This window comes from Aliirhizobium sp. YIM B11859 (assembly GCF_057163345.1).
The window spans coordinates 304,354-322,195 of record NZ_JBXHAY010000003.1 but is presented as its reverse complement, the minus strand read 5'-3'; the positions used below and the strand labels follow the sequence as shown (position 1 = coordinate 322,195).

Sequence of the window (17,842 nt, the reverse complement as noted above, 5' to 3'; positions counted from 1 at the left end):
CCATCCTGCCCGCCCCCATGACCACCTCTTGATTGTGTCGTCATCCGCCCCACAAACAATGGGGAACGACCGGAGGATAACGCATGACCGATGATCTGGTGCTCTACACCAACCCCTTGTCGCGCGGGCGGATCGCCCGCTGGATGCTGGAGGAGGTCGGCGTGCCTTATCGGGCGGAAATCCTGCAGTTCGGCGCCACGATGAAGGACGAACGCTACAGGTCAGTCAATCCGATGGGCAAGGTGCCGACGATCGTTCACGGCAAAAAAACCGTGACGGAATGCGCCGCGATCTGTGCCTATCTTGCCGATGCCTTTCCGGACGCGGGACTGGCGCCCTCGCCCGCTGATCGGGCCGATTATTACCGCTGGATGTTCTTTGCCGCCGGTCCGCTGGAAGCCGCCGCCAGCAACAGGGCGCTCGGCTTCGAGGTTCCCGCGGATCGCGAGCGGATGATCGGTTATGGCAGCCATGCCGACGTCATGGATGCCCTGGAGGCCGCGGTCAGGACAAATCCCTATATAGCCGGCGAAAAATTCAGTGCTGCCGACGTCTATGTCGGTTCGCAGATCGGCTGGGGGCTGCAGTTCGGTTCGATCGAGAAACGACCCGCCTTCGAGCAGTATTTCGGCCGACTTGCATTGCGCGACGCCTATCAGCGCGCCACCGAAAAGGACGATCTGGCAGCAGTAAATATGCAATAATCCTAATATTAAAAATCCAAAATTCATCATGAATCCGAGGTCCCGTTGCGGGCCCATATGGACATGGTAATCACCTACCACCCAATCATGGGCAGGGATTACTTCAATGACCAGGTTCACCTCCATCGCAGCCGGTGCTTTTGCTACACTTCTGCTCTCTGTCGGCGCAACGCAGGCAGCAGACGATCTCGTCTTCACGCTGATCAACAAGACCAAGGGCACGCTCGAGCGTTTCTACACATCGCCGACCGGCGTCGACAATTGGGAAGATGATGTCTTTGGCGACGACGTGCTCGAGCCGGGAGAGAGCATGAAGATCACCATCGCCGACGGCCGCCGCACCTGCAAATACGACATGCGCTTCGAGTTCACGGAAGAGTCCAATTTCGAGGACATGGAAGACACCCAGGATCTCTGCGCCATGGGTTCCTATACGATCCATCAATAGGACATATTGTCGGCAGATAGGCTGCGGTGAGCGGCAAACCTTTCGCCCGAACGGGAATAGGTTCGTTCAAGATACGTTAAGGCTGACGGGCGCATTGTCTTGTATCGAAGCGCCCGGACAAATCGGCGTTTGAGGACTATGTCTATGAAGAAGATCGTTGTTTCCGCACTTTCTGCAGCAATCGCAGTCAGCGGCGCATTGCTGCCCGCCAGCGGTGCCATGGCGCAGTATTACGACGGACGGCCGCGCTGGGATCATCGCGGACCGCCGCCTCCGCCGCCGCGGCACCATCATCACAACAATACCGGCGGCGTGATTGCCGGAGGTCTTGCAGCCGGCGTGGTCGGCGGCCTGATCGGCGGCGCCCTGGCCAATGGCGGCGGCCCGCGTTACGTGGAGCCACCACCACCGCCGCCGCGTTGCTGGTACGAAGACCGTCGCGTCGGCAATGCCTATGACGGCGGCTGGCATACGGAAACCGTCCGCATCTGCCAGTAATCACCCGAACCCGGTGGACACCCTTTAAAGCCGCGCCCTGCGCGGCTTTTTTCGTGGCTGCCGGCTTGTTCGCATCGCAGGTGTTGGGAGCCTGTCACCTCGACGCCTTCTTGCGCGCATAAACAAGGCAATTGTCGACCATGCTGACGCAGAGGCCGTTGATATCGGTCGCGGTGTTGTTGTCGCCGGCATATTCCACCTGCTCAAGCTTTCCACTCTTGGCAAAGCGGAACTGGGTGCTGCAATTGCCGCCGGAAGAGCCGCTTCTCGACGTGTTGACCGCGGGTATGGCACCAAACAGGGTGAAGGACGGATTGACGACATTCCAGTTTCCACGCGGCATGTCGCGCCGGTAGGCCCAGATCGAGCCGCCATCGGCGGTGGTGCTGGTCGCGGTCGGAAATCCGGCACACATGCGCAGATCATCCTCGTCGAGGCCGACCAGTTCCTTGCGGGCCTCAGCGACGGTGGAATTTTCGCCAATGACGCGCGATGTATCCGGCGGGATGGAGCAGGCGGCCAGAGTGACGCCCATGATCGACAAGCGGGCTAACGTCCGCAAAACCAGTGTCTGAAAAGCCATAAATCAACATCGTCCTATCTGCCTTCAGAAAGCCGCCCCAAAACCCAATGGGTCTAGCTAGGGGCGACGCCTTCTTGATCAAGGCAAAAACTGCGGATGACGGCGGATCGTGAACGACCGCCGGTCATCGCAAGAGACGTGCTGTCTCAGAGACGTTTCCTATCAGGCAACAAGGCCGGGCGCTTCGTAGCCGGTGCGCTCGACATATTCGCGGTAACCACCATCGTAGCGATGGACGCCGTCTGCGGAAACTTCCAGCACGCGGTTGGAAAGCTCGGAGAGGAAATGGCGATCGTGGCTGACGAAAAGCATCGTGCCCTCGTATTCGGACAATGCGTTGATCAGCATTTCCTTGGTGTCGAGGTCGAGATGGTTGGTCGGCTCGTCGAGAACGAGGAAATTCGGCGGATCGAACAACATCGCCGCCATGACGAGGCGGGCCTTTTCGCCACCCGACAGGACACGGCACTTCTTCTCGACGTCATCACCGGAGAAACCGAAACAGCCGGCGAGCGTGCGAAGCGCGCCCTGGCCGGCGCGCGGGAATTCCGATTCCAGCCATTCGAACACGGTCTGCTCGCCATCGAGAAGATCCATGGCATGCTGGGCGAAATAGCCCATCTTGACGCTTGCGCCGATCGCGACAGACCCCTGATCCGGCTCGGCCGATCCGGCGATCAGCTTCAGCAACGTCGACTTGCCGGCGCCGTTGACGCCCATGATGCACCAGCGCTCCTTGCGGCGGATCGAAAAGTCCAGCCCTTCGTAGATGATGCGGCTGCCATAGGCCTTGTGGATGCCCTTGAGGTTGGCGACGTCTTCGCCGGAACGCGGCGGCGACTGGAATTCGAAAGCGACCGACTGGCGACGCTTCGGCGGCTCGACGCGCTCGATCTTGTCGAGTTTCTTCACCCGGCTCTGCACCTGGGCAGCATGGGAAGCGCGCGCCTTGAAACGCTCGATGAACTTGATTTCCTTGGCAAGCATGGCCTGCTGGCGTTCGAACTGCGCCTGCTGCTGCTTTTCGTTCTGGGCGCGCTGTCCCTCGTAGAAGCCATAGTCGCCGGCATAGGTATTGAGCGAACCGGCGTCGATTTCGATGATCTTGTTGACGATCCGGTTCATGAACTCGCGGTCGTGCGAGGTCATGAGCAGCGCGCCGTCATAACCTTTGAGGAACTGTTCAAGCCAGATCAGGCTTTCGAGATCGAGATGGTTGGACGGTTCGTCGAGCAGCATCACGTCGGGGCGCATCAGCAGGATGCGGGCAAGCGCCACACGCATCTTCCAGCCGCCCGACAGTTTGCCGACATCGCCGTCCATCATTTCCTGGCTGAAGGAGAGGCCCGCGAGAACCTCGCGGGCGCGGCTTTCCAGACCGTAACCGTCGAGTTCCTCGTAACGGGCCTGAACCTCGCCGTAACGCTCGATGATCTGATCCATCTCGTCCATACGGTCGGGATCGACCATGGCGGCTTCGAGTTCGCGCAGTTCGGCGGCAACCGTGCTGACCGGCCCGGCACCATCCATCACTTCGGTGACGGCGCTGACGCCGGACATTTCACCGACATCCTGATTGAAATAACCGATGGTGACGTGTTTTTCGACACCGACCTGGCCTTCATCCGGCATTTCCTGGCCGGTGATCATGCGAAACAGGGTCGTCTTGCCGGATCCGTTCGGACCAACGAGGCCGATCTTTTCGCCCCGGTTAAGCGCAGCCGATGCCTCGATATAGAGAATGCGATGGCTGTTCGACTTGCTGATATTTTCGATGCGGATCATGGCGGCCGGGTCTCGTGACGAATTCGGCCTGCCTTATGTCATGCGAGAAGCCCGATGTCTCGGCCTTTTCGCAGATGCGAACGGCTATTTGCCGTCGCCGGCCTTTGCGCTGCGGCGACAGCTGCGCTCGTTGAGCATAACGGCAATCCAGCCCTCCGGTGCAGCTCATTTATCCGAGCGTATCACCGAAGTGCCGAGACGGTCCCCATAAATCGAAGCGGACCAAGCCATCGACCTATTCGGTCGTGGCGCCCTGGAACGGCTTTACCTCACGTCCCGGCATGAAGATGCCGAGGCGCTTGATCTCCCATTCCAGCTTGATGCCGCTGTCGTCGAAGACGCGCTGACGCACCATTTCGCCGAGATATTCGAGATCATATCCGGTTGCGTGGCCGATATTGATCATGAAGTTGCAGTGAAGCGACGACATCTGGGCGCCGCCATTCATCAGGCCGCGGCAACCGGCATCGTCGATCACCTTCCAGGCTGAATGGCCAGGTGGGTTCTTGAAGGTCGAACCGCCGGTCTTTTCCTTGATCGGCTGGACGGTCTCGCGATGCTGGCGAACGGCATCCATGTCGGCACGGATCTTGGCTCGGTCTTCGGGATAACCTTCGAAAACCGCATGGGTGAAGATCATGTCCCTGGAGACGGCCGAATGGCGATAGCTGTAGCCCATCTCTTCGCGGGTGAGGACGTGCTTGTTGCCCTGCCGGTCGACGGCATGGACCTCGACGACACGTTCGGCCGTCTCGCCGCCATTGGCGCCGGCATTCATCCGCAACGCACCGCCTATCGAGCCCGGGATGCCGTAATAGAAAGCGAAGCCGCCGATACCGTTATCCATTGCCATGGCGGCAATGTGCTTGTCCGGGCAGATCGCGCCGGCCTTGATGCGGTTTTCGCCGACGAGCTCGACCTGTCCAAACCCCTTGGCCGACAGGCGCACGACGACGCCCGGAATGCCGCCGTCGCGGACCAGCAGGTTGGAACCGACGCCGATCACCGTCAGCGGTATTTCCTGCGGCAGCATTTTCAAAAACGCCACAAGATCATCGACGTCATGCGGCTGGAACATCAGTTCCGCCAGACCACCCGCCTGGAACCAGGTCACGCGATCCATCGGCGCGTCCGGCGTCAGACGCCCGCGCAGTTGGTTGACCCCCTCCCCGAGCGAGGCCAGCAGCTTTTCCCCATCTACCTGCTTCATTCTTACAGTCCTGCTATGCTTTCCAGTTCCTTCGGCAAGGATGCCGCCCACTGTGTAATGTTACCTGCTCCCAGAAGAACCACGAAATCACCCGGTTTCGCAATGCCTGAAACGATGGGTGCCAGTTCGCCCGGCGAAGCGATGAAGCGCGCGTCGCGATGTCCGCCGGCGCGGATGCGCGAAACCAGCGCCTCGGAATTGGCTCCTTCGATCGGATCCTCGCCGGCGGCATAGACCGGAGCCAGGATGATGCTGTCGGCATCATTGAAGCAGGTGGCGAAATCCTCGAACAGGCTCGACAGGCGCGAAAAGCGATGCGGCTGGTGGACGGCGACGATCCGGCCCTTGCAGGCCTCGCGCGCCGCCTTCAGCACGGCCTTGATCTCGACCGGATGATGGCCGTAGTCATCGAAGACCGACACGCCGTTCCAGGTGCCTGTCAGGGTGAAGCGCCGCTTGACACCAGCGAAGGCGGCAAGCCCCTTGCGGATATCGGCTTCGGAAATACCCAGGCGGTTGGCAACCGCGATTGCCGCCGTTGCGTTGGAAATGTTGTGGCGACCCGGCATGGGCAGGGTCAGATCCTTGAAATTGAAGACCCGGCCGGTGCGACGACGGCGGATCTCGACGTCGAAGGTCGCCCTTGTACCGTCCATGCGGATATTGGAGAAACGTGCGTCTGCTTGCGGGTTCTCGCCATAGGTGACGATCTTGCGGTCCTCGATCTTGCCGACCAGCGCCTGGACTTCCGGATGGTCGATGCAGAGCACGCCGAAACCGTAGAACGGCACGTTCTCGACGAACTGGCGGAAGGCCGCCCGCACCGCGTCGAAATTGCCGTAATGATCGAGATGTTCGGGATCGATATTGGTGACGACCGCGACTTCGGCCGGAAGCTTCAGGAATGTGCCGTCCGATTCGTCGGCCTCGACCACCATCCACTCGCCCTCACCCATGCGGGCATTGGTGCCGTAGGCGTTGATGATGCCGCCATTGATGACGGTCGGATCGAGCCCGCCGGCATCGAGAAGCGTCGCGACCATCGAGGTCGTCGTCGTCTTGCCATGGGTGCCGCCGATGGCGATCGCATTGCGGAAGCGCATCAGCTCGGCCAGCATCTCGGCGCGGCGCACCACCGGCAGCGATTTTTCGCGCGCGGCGATCAATTCCGGATTGGTCTTCTTGATCGCGGTCGAGACAACCACCACTTCGGCATCACCGAGATTATCCGCCTGATGGCCGACAAACACCTCGATGCCCTTGTCGCGCAGGCGCTGGACGTTGGCGCTGTCCGACTGATCCGAACCCTGAACACGATGGCCGAGATTGTGCAGCACTTCCGCAATGCCGCTCATGCCGATGCCGCCGATGCCGATGAAATGTACGAGGCCGATGGCCTGGGGCATCTTCATGCCTGAACTCCACTCTTATTCTTATTGTTCTTGTATTCGGCGATCGAACGCTTTTCTGCAATAGCGATCACGAGATCGGCCAGCCGCTCGGTGGCGTCCGGCCTGCCGGCCTTCCTGGCCGCCGCCGCTACGGCCTCCAGCCTGTCGGGTTCGTTCATCGCCGCAGCGATCAGGCCGGAAAGCTTTTCGGGCGAAAGGTCCGACTGCTGGACGACCTCAGCGCCGCCTTCGGCAAGCAGCGCTGCAGCATTGGCTGCCTGATCGTGATCGAGCGCATAAGGGTAAGGCACAAGGATCGCCGGGCGGCCGATAACGGCGATTTCGCTCACCGTCGATGCGCCGGAACGGCAGATGACGAGATGCGCCTCAGCCAGTCGATCGGCCATATCGGAGAAGAATGGCGCGATGTCGGCCGGCGCCTTCAACTTGGCGAAACAGGAGGTGACGCGATCCTTGTCTTCGGGCCGGGCCTGCTGGGTAACGATGAGCCGTTCTCGAAGAGCCGGCTCCAGAAGACTGATGGCGGTCGGCACGGCGGACGAAAAGAACTGCGCGCCCTGGCTGCCGCCGAACACGACCAGCCGGAATGGGGCATCGCCGCGGGAGGCGATATAGGGGATCCTGGCGGCGTCGAGCACCGGCGGGCGGACCGGATTTCCGGTGACGACCGTCTTGGCAGCGTATTCGCCCTTGCCTTCGGGCAGGAAACCGCCGGCTATCGCCGCGACCCGTCTGGCAAGCGCCTTGTTGGCGCGGCCCATGACGGCATTCTGTTCGTGGATAAGTGTCGGAATGCCGAGCCCGGTCGATGCCAGGAGCGGCGGCACGGTCGGATAACCGCCAAACCCGACGACTGCGACGGGCCTCAGACGTGTCATCAACCTGCGGGCGGTGCGAAGACCCTTCCACAGGGTCAGCGCAGTCTTTGCCATGGCAAACGGGTTCTTCGATGCGAAAGTCGCGGACGGCACGACATGGACATCGTCGGCCGGAAACTTTCCGGCAAAGCGCTCTGCCCGGCTGTCGGTGACCAGATGTACCGAGTAGCCCTGCCGGCGCAATTCGTGACCAAGCGCTTCGGCCGGAAACAGGTGACCACCGGTTCCTCCGGCGGCCAGCACGATGATACCCTTGCTCATTCGAATACTCCGCCCGTCACTCGGCTGGCACGCCCTGCGCGACCCTGAACAGGCTGCGCTCCTGCGCCCTCTTTTCGGGCCGGTGACGCGTCAATGCAAGGATAAACCCGGCGGTGATGCAGATCGCGACCTGCGAGGAGCCGCCGTAGGAGATCAATGGCAACGTCATGCCCTTGGCAGGCATCAGTTCGAGATTGACGCCGATATTGATCATCGACTGGATGCCGATCTGCAGAACGAGGCCCGCGACGGCAAAACGGTTGAAGTCGTTGCGCTCCTTGAACGCATGGTTCAGACCGCGCAGCACGATGAAGGCAAAGATCAGGACCAGCGCCATGCAGAAGACGATGCCGAACTCTTCCGCCGCGACGGAAAAAACGAAGTCGGTATGGCTGTCGGGCAGGATGCGCTTGACGATCCCCTCGCCCGGGCCCTGGCCGAACCAGCCGCCGCGGACGATAGCCTCATGGGCAGTCTCCACCTGGAAACGGTCACCTTCGCCGGTGAGGAACTTGTCGAAACGCGCCGTCACGTGCGGCAGCATGTAATAGGCCGCGACCAGGCCGCCGACACCAAAGCCGCCGAGAAGCACGATCCACAGCCACGGCATGCCGGCCATGAAAAACATGCCGCCCCACACGACGCTTGTCAGGATCGTCTGGCCAAGGTCAGGCTGGGCGATCAGCAACGCTCCGACGATGCCGAAGAGGATGATCGCAAAGAGGTTGCCGGGAATTTCCGGTTGCCGCGCATGCTCGGAAAACAGCCAGGCGCAGACGACGACGAAAGCCGGTTTCATGAATTCCGACGGCTGGATGGAGAGGACGCCGACCCCGATCCAGCGCCGCGCGCCCTTGACCTCGACACCGAAAAACAGCGCCAGCACCATCAGGATCAGCGAGACGGCAAGGATGACGATCGCGGTGCGCCGCACCTGCCTCGGCGAGAGGAAGGACAGGCCGAACATGACGATCAGCGAGGGAATGATGAACAGCGCATGTCGTTCGACGAAGTGGAAGGGCTGCAGGCCGATACGCTCGGCCACCGCCGGCGATGCGGCGAAGGACAGCATGAAGCCGATCCCCATCAACAGGATGAAGGCCGCCAGGAAAAAGCGGTCAATGGTCCAGAACCAGTCTGCGAGCGGTCCTCGGTCTGCGCGGCTTACCATCGTCTCAGTTCCTTTTCCCGGTCTCGACCAGCATCGTCACGGCATCCAGGCCTGCCACGAGCTCGACAAAAGCATCGCCGCGGACCTCGAAATTCCTGAACTGATCGAAGCTTGCGCATGCCGGCGAGAGCATCACCGCCGATGCGATGGCATCGCCATCGGCGTCTGCTGCAGCATGGGCGAGTGCTTGATCCAGCGTGCCGGAGATCTCGTAACGCACGCTGTCGCCCAGGGTGGCCGCAAATGCCGGCGCGGCCTCTCCGATCAGATAGGCTTTGACGATATGCGAGAAGAGTGGTGCGAGGCTTGCGATGCCGCCCTGCTTCGGCAGACCACCGGCAATCCAGTAGATTCGGTCATAACTCGAAAGAGCGGGAGCTGCCGCTTCCGCGTTAGTCGCCTTGGAATCGTTGACAAAAACTACCTGGCCGCGACGCCCGACAGGCTGCATCCGATGTTTCAGCCCAGGGAAGGACTTCAGGCCCCCGCGGATTTCATCGGCGGAAAGGCCAACCGCGAGGCAGGCCGAAACGGCGGCGGCAGCGTTCTGGGCGTTATGCGCACCCTTCAGCGTCTCGATGCCGTCGAGATCGGCGATCTCTTCTGCCACGCCACCGCATACCTGCACCAGCCGGCCACGATCGGCATAAATGCCGTCGGTAACCGGGCTACGCTTGGATATCCTCTTGACCGTGACGCCAGCCCGCTCGACACGATCGGCGATCAGGGCGCAATAGCTGTCGTCGACGCCGATAATGGCGGTATCGCTGCCGGCAACAAGACGTTCCTTGACGTCGGCATAATGCTGCATCGTGCCGTGCCGGTCGAGATGGTCGGGTGTCAGGTTGAGCAGGATGCCGGCCGTCGGGTTGAGCGTCGGGGCGAGATCAATCTGGTAGGACGAGCATTCAACGACGTAGAAACGACCGTCCTGCGGCGCATCAAGCGTCAGCACCGCCGTGCCGATATTGCCGCCGAGTTGGGTATCGCGGCCATTTTCCCTGAGGATATGAGCAATCAGTGCGGTCGTCGTCGATTTGCCGTTGGTGCCGGTGATGGCGATAAACGGGCAGTCCGGCGCATGCGCGCGGCGTTCTCGGACGAAAAGCTCGACGTCGCCAATGATCTCGACACCGGCGGCTCCCGCCAGATCGACCGTCCAGTGCGGTTTCGGATGAGTGAGCGGCACGCCCGGCGACAACACGAAGGCTGCCTGTCTGCCCCAGTCGATCCCCCTCAGGTCGGCGACCTCGATGCCAGCCTGCGCCGCCTTCGCCACGCTGTCGGGATTGTCATCCCAGGCCGTCACCCTCGCTCCGCCGGCAACCAGCGCCTGAGCGGTCGCAAGTCCGGAGCCGCCGAGCCCGAACAGCGCAACGTCTTTGCCTTTGAAGGTCGTGACCGGGATCATTGTCTATTACCGAAGTTTCAGGGTGGATAGGCCGAGCATGGCCAGGCCAACGGCTATGATCCAGAAACGGATCACCACCTGGCTCTCCGTCCAGCCGAGTTTTTCGAAATGGTGGTGGATCGGCGCCATCAGGAACACCCGCTTGCCGGTCATCTTGAAGAAACCGACCTGGATGATCACCGACAGCGTCTCGATGACAAAAAGCCCACCGATGATCGCCATGACGATCTCGTGCTTGGTGGCAACCGCGACCGAACCGATCAGGCCCCCGAGCGCCAGCGATCCGGTATCGCCCATGAAGATGGCGGCCGGTGGCGCATTGAACCACAGGAAGCCAAGGCCCGCGCCGATCACCGCGCCGAGAATGACGGCGAGTTCGCCGGTACCGGGTACGAAGTTGATCTGCAGGTAGTTGGCGAAAACGGCGTTACCGGCGAGATAGGCGATGACGCCGAAGGATGCGGCCGCGATCATCACCGGCACGATGGCAAGACCATCGAGACCATCGGTGAGGTTCACCGCGTTGCCGGCCGCGACGATGACGAAACCGCCGAAGAGGATGAAGAATATCCCGACGTTGAGGACATATTCCTTGACGAAGGGAAAGGCGATCGAGGTGGCAAGCCCCGGATTGGCGGTCTGCGAATGCATCGCCATGCGCATCATGAAAAACACCGCGACGCCAGCAACGAGAAACTCGATGCCGAGGCGCGCCTTGCCGGAAAAACCCTTGTCCGACTGTTTGGTGACCTTGAGATAGTCGTCATAAAAGCCGATCGCACCGAAACCGAGCGTCACCAGCAGTGTGGCCACGACATAGACGTTGGAGAGGTCTGCCCAGAGCAGCGATCCGCCGACAATGCCGGCGAGAATCATCAGTCCGCCCATGGTCGGCGTGCCGGCCTTCTTGAAATGGGTCTGCGGACCGTCGGCGCGGATCGGTTGACCCTTGCCCTGCCGGACGCGCAGCGAATCGATCATCCGCGGACCGAACAGGAAGACGATTAGCGCCGAGGTGAACAGGGCTGCGCCAGTCCGGAAGGTGATGTATCGGAACAAATTGAAAAACTGCAGTTTGTCCGACAGTTCGACAAGCCAGATCAGCATGAGGGCCCTTTCGCGAAGCCGCTAAAATTCAAAGTTGGTGGTCCGTGTCGGGTAATGCCGGATAGTTGTCAAGCAAAGCCGAAACGATCTTGCCGAAGCCGAGACCAAGTGACGATTTCACCATGACCACGTCGCCGGGCCTGACGGAGCGGACAACATGGTCCACCAGATCGGATGTCTGTTCGTGGTAGGCGACCTCGACGCTGTCGGGCAGCGCGTCGCGAAGCACGGCCATTTCCTTGCCGGCCAGCCAGACATGTTCGATGCCGGCAGCCAGCAGCGGGCCGACAAGCTCTTCATGCACAGTTTCAGAAAACTCGCCCATTTCCAGCATGTCGCCAAGAACGGCGATCCGCCGGCCGGAGAGTTCCGGCGCAGTCGAGGCAAGCAGTGCGATCGCGGCACGCATGGAGGCCGGATTGGCGTTGTAGCTTTCGTCGATCAGAGTCAGATGCCCCTCGCCGATGCCGAGCCGATGACGCTCACCCCTGCCCTTGACCGGCCGCAATTGGGCAAGTGCTGCAATGCCAAGCTCGATATCGGCGCCGAGGAGATCGCAGGCGCCGAGTGCCGCCATGGCATTTTCGGCAATATGGCGGCCGGGTGCACCGATCCTGACTTCACGGGTCTCGCCGTCGAGCAGGGCCCAGATCGTCGAACCTTCACCGTCGCCCTCGAAATCGGCAAGACGGAAATCCGCCTTGGCATGCTGGCCGAAGCTGCAGATCCGAGTAACGCCGGCTTCCTGCGCGCGCTCGGCGAGGAATTCATATTGTTTGATGTCCCGGTTGACCACCGCAACACCGCCTTCGACGACACCGTCGAAAATCTCGGCCTTGGCTGCCGCGATCTCTTCCAGATCCTTGAAATGACCGAGATGGGCAGCCGCAATCGTGGTGATGATCGCCACATGCGGTTTGACCATCTTCACCAGCGGCGTGATCTCGCCCGCATGGTTCATGCCGATCTCGAAGACGCCGTAATCGGTATCGGCCGGCATGCGGGCAAGCGTCAGCGGCACGCCCCAGTGATTGTTGAATGAGGCGACGGCGGCATGCACCTTGCCGGAAGGCGCCAGAACGTGACGCAGCATCTCCTTGGTGGTGGTCTTGCCGACGGAGCCCGTGACCGCGACGATGCGGGCGCGGCTGCGCGCACGCGCGGCGACCGCCAACCTGCCGAGCGCGACGAGCACGTCCTCGACAACGATCATCGGCACGGTCAGCCGGCCGAGCGCCGGGATCTTGCTTTCGCTGACAACGATCAGCGGCGCACCATTGGCAACGGCGATATTCGCATAGTCATGACCATCGACGCGGTCGCCCTTGATGGCGAAAAAGGCTTCACCTGCACCGATCGAACGGCTGTCGATGGAAATACCCGTGATGCCTTCAGGAAGCACGCCGACCGGGCGCCCGCCCATCACGGCCGTCATTTCTTCCGATGTCCAAAGAAAGCTCACGATGCCCGCTCCTCCAGCGCCTTGCGCAGTTCCACATGATCGGAGAAAGGCAGGACCGTCGTCCCGACCGTCTGGCCTTCCTCATGTCCCTTGCCGGCAACGATCAGCGTATCGCCCGAGCCAAGCATATTGACGGCATGGCGGATCGCCTTTGCCCGGTCGCCGATCTCGATCGCGCCCGATGCCGTGGCCATGATCTCGGAGCGGATGACTTCCGGCACTTCTGAGCGCGGATTGTCGTCGGTTACGACAACGACGTCGGCCAGCCGGGTGGCGATCTCGCCCATGATCGGCCGCTTGCCCCTGTCACGATCGCCGCCGCAGCCGAACACGACCAGAACCTTGCCGCTGGTAAAGGGACGTACGGCCGACAGAACCTTTTCCAGCGCATCCGGCTTGTGCGCATAATCGACATAAGCGAGCGCGCCGTCCTTTGTGTGGCCGACAAGCTCGAGGCGCCCCGAGGCGCCCTGCAGCGTCTCGAGCGCTTCAAAGGCCGTCCCTGCAGCAACGCCGGTGGAAATCGCAAGGCCGGCGGCTACCAGCGCGTTGGCGAGCTGGAAATCGCCCGCAAGCGGAATGTCGATCTCGTAGATGCGGCCAGCGTGATGAATTTCGGCCATCTGCTTGTGGCGGAAATGCTCGACGCGCTTGATGCAGATATAGTCGCCGCTACGGCCCACCGTCCTGACATCGAGGCCGGATGCCGTGGCAACGCGGATCGCCTCTTGCGACCATTCGTCGTCGGCAAAGATCACGGCCGGCGCGCCCTTCGGCATCAGCGTGTCGAACAGGCGCATCTTGGCCGCCATATAGTCCTCCACCGTCGGGTGGTAGTCCATGTGATCGCGCCCGAGATTGGTGAAGGCGGCGGCGACAAGCCTGACGCCATCGAGGCGCGACTGGTCGAGACCGTGACTGGAGGCTTCCATGACGGCATGTGTCACGCCCTCGTCGGCAAGTTCGGCGAGCAGCTTTTGCAGTTCGACCGGATCCGGCGTCGTCAGCGAACCATAATCATTGCGCTTGGGCGAGATGACGCCCGTGGTGCCGACCTGGGCGGCATCGAGGCCGGCCTTGGCCCAGATCTGCCGGGTGAATGACGCGACGGAGGTCTTGCCGGCGGTGCCTGTCACGGCGACCATCGTTTCCGGCTGCCGACCGAAGAAACGGGCTGCGGCAAGGGCAAGAAACCGTCTCGGATCGGAAACGGTGATGACAGGGATCTCGGCTTCGACCGGATGGCCGGCAACGATCGCGGCCGCTCCACGCGAGGTCGCGTCACCGACAAAACCCGATCCGTCAGCCTTGTTGCCGGCAAGTGCAACGAACAACATGCCCGGCGTTATCCTGCGGCTATCGGCGGAAAGGCCGCCAATCTCGATATCCCCCACCGCATCCGTGAAGGAGCCGGAAAGAAGGTCGTTGATGGCCGGAACATCCGGGCCGACAAGATCGCGCAGTTTCATCGATTGCATTCCATCTTTCGAGTGGCGTTTACGAATCGCCGTCCGAGTTGTTGTCGCTCAATAAGACACAAGCAGGGCAGAACCGTCATTGCCGAATTTCGGCTTCACACCGAGAATGGGCGCAGCGCGGCTGATGATCTCCTTGACCATCGGGGCGGCCGACATGGCAGCAAGGGCCGCACCGTTGCCTTTGTCGGTCTTCGGCTCGTCGCTGAAGCTCAAGACCACATATTGCGGATTGCTCATCGGGAAGGCCGAAAGGAAGGCATTGAAGTTCTTGTCGTGGGCATAACGGCCGTTGACAACCTTGTCCGCCGTACCGGTCTTGCCGCCGACATCGAAGCCTGCGACGCGGGCGTTGCGGCCGGAGCCGTTGGCGCCGTTCCACTCAAACAGATAACGCATGTCCTTGCTGGTCGACGGCTTGAGGACCTGGGTGGCGACCGAATCGGCCTGTTCGCGGGTTCGAGGCAGGAAGGTCGGCTGGATCAGTTCGCCGCCATTGACCAGAGCCGCACCGGCGACCGCCGTCTGCAGCGGCGTCGTCGAGACACCGTGACCGAAGGAAATGGTGATCGAGTTGATCTTCTTCCATTCGCGCGGCTGGCTCGGCTGGGCGACTTCGGGCAACTCGGTCTTCATCTTCGACAGCAGCCCAAGCCGCGTCAAAAAGTCCTTGTGGTTCTCGATGCCGACCGCATCGGCGATCTTCGCGGTGCCGATGTTGGACGAATACTGGAAGATTTCCGGCACGCTGAGGAAGCGGCCCTTGCCGTGAAAGTCCTTGATGGTGAAGCCGCCGATGCGGATCGGGAAACGCGCATCAAATGTGCTGTTGAGGTTCATCTTGCCGTCGTCGAGGCCCATGGCAAGCGTGAAGGACTTGAAGGTCGAGCCCATCTCGAACGTGCCGTTCGACATGCGGTTGAACCAGCCCTTGTCGCCATCGGCATTGGGATCGTTCGGATCGAAATCCGGAGCAGACGCCATGCCGAGAACCTCGCCCGTATGAATATCGAGCACCACGGCGCCGGCACCGATAGCGCTGTATTTGCCGATCGACTGCGACACGACATCCTGTACGATCGCCTGGACGCGAAGGTCGATGGACAGCTTGACCGGTTCCAGAGGCTGGTTCGAGGTCATGCCGACGGATGCCAGATCGGCAAGACCTTGGCTGTCGATATAACGCTCCATGCCGGCCACGCCGCGGTTGTCGATATTCACGTAACCGACGATATGCGCTGCCGTGCGCCCACCAGGATAGAAGCGACGCTTTTCGGGGCGAAACCCGATGCCCGGAATACCGAGTGCCAGAATTTGGCTCTGCTGCTTCGGAGTCAACTGACGGCGCAGCCACTGGAAGCGCGAATTGGACTTGAGCCTGGAATAGGTCGACTTGACGTCGAGATCGGTCAGCACGGTGGAGAGTTTCTCGACCACCTCATCGGCGTCGACGACCTTGTGCGGCTCGGCAAACAGCGAAACCGTGCGGATGTCGGTCGCCAGCACGGCGCCGTTGCGGTCGACGATGTCCGGGCGCGACGCCATCAGGCGGTCTGCCGGCAGAATGCTCGATGTCGTCTCTGGATGGGCCACGCCGTATTGGACGAGGCGTCCGCCGATCATCACGTAGAACATCGCAAAGCCCGCGATCAACAGACCGACACGGTTGCGGGCCTGTGATGATTTGCGTTTGCGCGTGCCCTCGAATGCCGGTCCACGGGCAATCGAGCGCCCTTTTCGGTCGGACGAGAAATGTGCCCGGCGCTTGACCATCATTATCCGAGACAAGAAGCTCATCAGCGTTTCACCGAACCAGTGGAGATTGCATCGGGAGTGAAGCCGCGCGGCAGCGGCAACGGGATTTTCGGAGCGGGCGTCGCCTTTGCCTGTGCGACCCCCTTGAGGGCGGCAGCCACTTCGCCGCTCTTGCCGGCGATGATGTCCTCGATCGTCGTATCGGCCTGCGGCAGTTTCGACCTTTGCATCGGCAGTTCACGCGGCATGGAGAGCTGCGTCGGCTCGGTCGGCACCAGACCAAGCTCGGTATCGTAGACCTTGATCAGCGGTTGTAGGCGATTCGGCTGAGTTACCAGGGCCCAGTCAGCCTTAAGGAGGTCGATCGTGTCGCGCTCAAGCTTGATTTCCGATTCGAGGTGACGCACCTGCGTCAGCTTCTCGTCGGCGCGATGCTTGATGGTGTAGGTGACGACCGCCATCGTGGTCATCACCCCGATCAGGACGAGATCGAAACTTCTCAGCATCGTCAGGCTCCCATCGTCTTGAGGCTGGCAAGATCGGGCAATGCAAAAATCGACATGTCGGCGGCACCGGGAGCAGCGGTCGTGCGCACACCCATGCGCAGCTTGGCGGAACGTGCCCGCGGATTGATTTCCGCCTCGGCTTCGCTTGCCGCGACCATCTGCTTGCCGGGAAAATCGAAGGCGGCCTGGCGCACCTCGACAACCGGCATGTGCCGCGAGCCGGACGCCTTGCCGGAACGGTCGGAGAAGAACTGCTTGACGATCCGGTCTTCCAGCGAATGAAAGGTAACAACCACGAGGCGGCCGCCCGGTTTCAGGGCCTGCTCGGCGGCGAAAAGCGCGCGTGCAAGTTCACCCAACTCGTCATTGACGAAAATCCTGAGCGCCTGGAAGACGCGCGTGGCGGGATGGATCTTGTCCTTGGCACGGCGCGGATTGACCGTCTCGATCAGATTGGCAAGATCACGCGTCGTCTCGAACGGCTGTGTGGCGCGGCGCTTTTCGATGGCGCGGGCAATACGGCCGGGATGCTTTTCTTCGCCAAGAAAGCCGAAAATCCGGATCAGATCGCCGACCTTGGCGCGATTGACGACATCTGCGGCGGAAACACCGGCGACCGACATGCGCATGTCGAGCGGCCCATTTCTCTGGAAGGAGAAGCCGCGCTCGGCCTGGTCGATCTGCATCGAGGAGACACCGATATCGAAGACGACACCATCAAGCCCGCCTTCGGGAACATGATCGGCGAGACGGGAAAATTCGGAATGAACAAGCGTCAGGCGACCCTTGTGCCGTTCGGCCATGTCCTGACCGGCCGAAATCGCGGTCGGATCACGATCGAGAGCAATGACAGCGCTTCCAGCCGAAAGAATAGCGGAGGTATAACCGCCAGCACCAAAAGTGCCATCGAGAATGACTTTTCCGGCTGCCGGCTGGAGCGCGTCGAGAACCTCGGCCAGCAGAACCGGAACATGACGAGCCGCGCCGCCTTCGGCCTCAACCTCAGCATTGTCCGACTTCATGACCATACCGCACTCCTGCTACCCTTGGAGCACAAAACCGCTCGCCCCGTTCCGTCGACTGCGACGCCTCCAAACCTCAAATCACCCAGCAAAAACCGGAGCGCCGACCGAACGGACCGCCGTTCGACCGAAACGTCCGATTGAGAGGCGAAAA

The 17,842-nt window shown here is 61.4% G+C and carries 16 protein-coding genes; 3 read left to right on the top strand and 13 right to left on the bottom strand.

Annotated elements, in window-relative coordinates; translation table 11 throughout:
- The first annotated feature begins 83 nt into the window (after positions 1-83).
- The 3 genes from AC2GXZ_RS13830 to AC2GXZ_RS13820 all read left to right on the top strand — a co-directional run bounded on the left by AC2GXZ_RS13830 (position 84) and on the right by AC2GXZ_RS13820 (position 1,650).
- On the top strand, positions 84-704 hold the full coding sequence (locus AC2GXZ_RS13830) for a glutathione S-transferase family protein (RefSeq protein ID WP_483759742.1): 621 nt from the start codon (positions 84-86) through the stop codon (positions 702-704).
- Positions 705-810: 106 nt separating this feature from the next.
- On the top strand, positions 811-1,152 hold the full coding sequence (locus tag AC2GXZ_RS13825; protein ID WP_483759741.1) for a hypothetical protein: 342 nt from the start codon (positions 811-813) through the stop codon (positions 1,150-1,152).
- 144 nt (positions 1,153-1,296) lie between these two features.
- Entirely contained in the window at positions 1,297-1,650 is a 354-nt protein-coding gene (locus tag AC2GXZ_RS13820) for a hypothetical protein (RefSeq protein WP_483759740.1), read from the top strand.
- A 94-nt stretch (positions 1,651-1,744) separates the two neighbouring features.
- On the opposite strand, the gene AC2GXZ_RS13815 is transcribed toward AC2GXZ_RS13820, so the two are convergent.
- The 13 genes from AC2GXZ_RS13815 to rsmH all read right to left on the bottom strand — a co-directional run bounded on the left by AC2GXZ_RS13815 (position 1,745) and on the right by rsmH (position 17,694).
- Entirely contained in the window at positions 1,745-2,233 is a 489-nt protein-coding gene (locus AC2GXZ_RS13815) for a hypothetical protein (protein ID WP_483759739.1), read from the bottom strand.
- A 162-nt stretch (positions 2,234-2,395) separates the two neighbouring features.
- Positions 2,396-4,018: an ABC-F family ATP-binding cassette domain-containing protein gene (locus AC2GXZ_RS13810; protein ID WP_483759738.1), complete on the bottom strand. Its 1,623-nt coding sequence runs from the start codon at positions 4,016-4,018 to the stop codon at positions 2,396-2,398.
- A gap of 235 nt (positions 4,019-4,253) precedes the next feature.
- Positions 4,254-5,228: a UDP-N-acetylmuramate dehydrogenase gene (gene murB / locus AC2GXZ_RS13805; protein WP_483759737.1), complete on the bottom strand. Its 975-nt coding sequence runs from the start codon at positions 5,226-5,228 to the stop codon at positions 4,254-4,256.
- A 2-nt stretch (positions 5,229-5,230) separates the two neighbouring features.
- Positions 5,231-6,640: a UDP-N-acetylmuramate--L-alanine ligase gene (murC, locus tag AC2GXZ_RS13800; RefSeq protein ID WP_483759736.1), complete on the bottom strand. Its 1,410-nt coding sequence runs from the start codon at positions 6,638-6,640 to the stop codon at positions 5,231-5,233.
- The gene (gene murG / locus AC2GXZ_RS13795) at positions 6,637-7,779 is read right to left on the bottom strand and encodes an undecaprenyldiphospho-muramoylpentapeptide beta-N-acetylglucosaminyltransferase (protein WP_483759735.1); all 1,143 of its coding nucleotides are present in this window, start codon (positions 7,777-7,779) and stop codon (positions 6,637-6,639) included. Before murG ends, murC begins: the two co-directional genes overlap by 4 nt.
- Positions 7,780-7,795: 16 nt before the next feature.
- A complete protein-coding gene (ftsW, locus tag AC2GXZ_RS13790) occupies positions 7,796-8,950 on the bottom strand; it encodes a putative lipid II flippase FtsW (protein WP_483759734.1) in 1,155 nt (384 codons plus the stop codon).
- 4 nt (positions 8,951-8,954) lie between these two features.
- Positions 8,955-10,361 carry a UDP-N-acetylmuramoyl-L-alanine--D-glutamate ligase gene (gene murD / locus AC2GXZ_RS13785; RefSeq protein ID WP_483759733.1) on the bottom strand — a complete coding sequence of 469 codons (1,407 nt, stop codon included), beginning with the start codon at positions 10,359-10,361 and terminating at the stop codon, positions 8,955-8,957.
- A gap of 6 nt (positions 10,362-10,367) precedes the next feature.
- The gene (gene mraY, locus AC2GXZ_RS13780; RefSeq protein ID WP_483759732.1) at positions 10,368-11,468 is read right to left on the bottom strand and encodes a phospho-N-acetylmuramoyl-pentapeptide-transferase; all 1,101 of its coding nucleotides are present in this window, start codon (positions 11,466-11,468) and stop codon (positions 10,368-10,370) included.
- 28 nt (positions 11,469-11,496) lie between these two features.
- Entirely contained in the window at positions 11,497-12,930 is a 1,434-nt protein-coding gene (locus tag AC2GXZ_RS13775; RefSeq protein WP_483759731.1) for a UDP-N-acetylmuramoylalanyl-D-glutamyl-2,6-diaminopimelate--D-alanyl-D-alanine ligase, read from the bottom strand.
- A complete protein-coding gene (locus tag AC2GXZ_RS13770; protein WP_483759730.1) occupies positions 12,927-14,399 on the bottom strand; it encodes a UDP-N-acetylmuramoyl-L-alanyl-D-glutamate--2,6-diaminopimelate ligase in 1,473 nt (490 codons plus the stop codon). Before AC2GXZ_RS13770 ends, AC2GXZ_RS13775 begins: the two co-directional genes overlap by 4 nt.
- Positions 14,400-14,456: 57 nt before the next feature.
- Positions 14,457-16,202: a peptidoglycan D,D-transpeptidase FtsI family protein gene (locus AC2GXZ_RS13765; protein WP_483759729.1), complete on the bottom strand. Its 1,746-nt coding sequence runs from the start codon at positions 16,200-16,202 to the stop codon at positions 14,457-14,459.
- Positions 16,202-16,666 carry a cell division protein FtsL gene (gene ftsL / locus AC2GXZ_RS13760; protein ID WP_483759728.1) on the bottom strand — a complete coding sequence of 155 codons (465 nt, stop codon included), beginning with the start codon at positions 16,664-16,666 and terminating at the stop codon, positions 16,202-16,204. The genes AC2GXZ_RS13765 and ftsL overlap by 1 nt, the downstream gene beginning before the upstream one ends.
- A 2-nt stretch (positions 16,667-16,668) precedes the next feature.
- The gene (gene rsmH / locus AC2GXZ_RS13755; protein ID WP_483759727.1) at positions 16,669-17,694 is read right to left on the bottom strand and encodes a 16S rRNA (cytosine(1402)-N(4))-methyltransferase RsmH; all 1,026 of its coding nucleotides are present in this window, start codon (positions 17,692-17,694) and stop codon (positions 16,669-16,671) included.
- Positions 17,695-17,842: the final 148 nt, after the last annotated feature.

Bases quoted from the DNA above. Each gene is read 5' to 3' on its own strand.
- AC2GXZ_RS13765 (WP_483759729.1), bottom strand. From the start codon at position 16,202: ATGAGCTTCTTGTCTCGGATAATGATGGTCAAGCGCCGGGCACATTTC.
- AC2GXZ_RS13770 (WP_483759730.1), bottom strand. From the start codon at position 14,399: ATGAAACTGCGCGATCTTGTCGGCCCGGATGTTCCGGCCATCAACGAC.
- AC2GXZ_RS13825 (WP_483759741.1), top strand. From the start codon at position 811: ATGACCAGGTTCACCTCCATCGCAGCCGGTGCTTTTGCTACACTTCTG.
- AC2GXZ_RS13820 (WP_483759740.1), top strand. From the start codon at position 1,297: ATGAAGAAGATCGTTGTTTCCGCACTTTCTGCAGCAATCGCAGTCAGC.
- mraY (WP_483759732.1), bottom strand. From the start codon at position 11,468: ATGCTGATCTGGCTTGTCGAACTGTCGGACAAACTGCAGTTTTTCAAT.
- murC (WP_483759736.1), bottom strand. From the start codon at position 6,640: ATGAAGATGCCCCAGGCCATCGGCCTCGTACATTTCATCGGCATCGGC.
- murB (WP_483759737.1), bottom strand. From the start codon at position 5,228: ATGAAGCAGGTAGATGGGGAAAAGCTGCTGGCCTCGCTCGGGGAGGGG.
- AC2GXZ_RS13830 (WP_483759742.1), top strand. From the start codon at position 84: ATGACCGATGATCTGGTGCTCTACACCAACCCCTTGTCGCGCGGGCGG.
- rsmH (WP_483759727.1), bottom strand. From the start codon at position 17,694: ATGGTCATGAAGTCGGACAATGCTGAGGTTGAGGCCGAAGGCGGCGCG.
- murG (WP_483759735.1), bottom strand. From the start codon at position 7,779: ATGAGCAAGGGTATCATCGTGCTGGCCGCCGGAGGAACCGGTGGTCAC.
- ftsW (WP_483759734.1), bottom strand. From the start codon at position 8,950: ATGGTAAGCCGCGCAGACCGAGGACCGCTCGCAGACTGGTTCTGGACC.
- ftsL (WP_483759728.1), bottom strand. From the start codon at position 16,666: ATGCTGAGAAGTTTCGATCTCGTCCTGATCGGGGTGATGACCACGATG.
- murD (WP_483759733.1), bottom strand. From the start codon at position 10,361: ATGATCCCGGTCACGACCTTCAAAGGCAAAGACGTTGCGCTGTTCGGG.
- AC2GXZ_RS13810 (WP_483759738.1), bottom strand. From the start codon at position 4,018: ATGATCCGCATCGAAAATATCAGCAAGTCGAACAGCCATCGCATTCTC.
- AC2GXZ_RS13815 (WP_483759739.1), bottom strand. From the start codon at position 2,233: ATGGCTTTTCAGACACTGGTTTTGCGGACGTTAGCCCGCTTGTCGATC.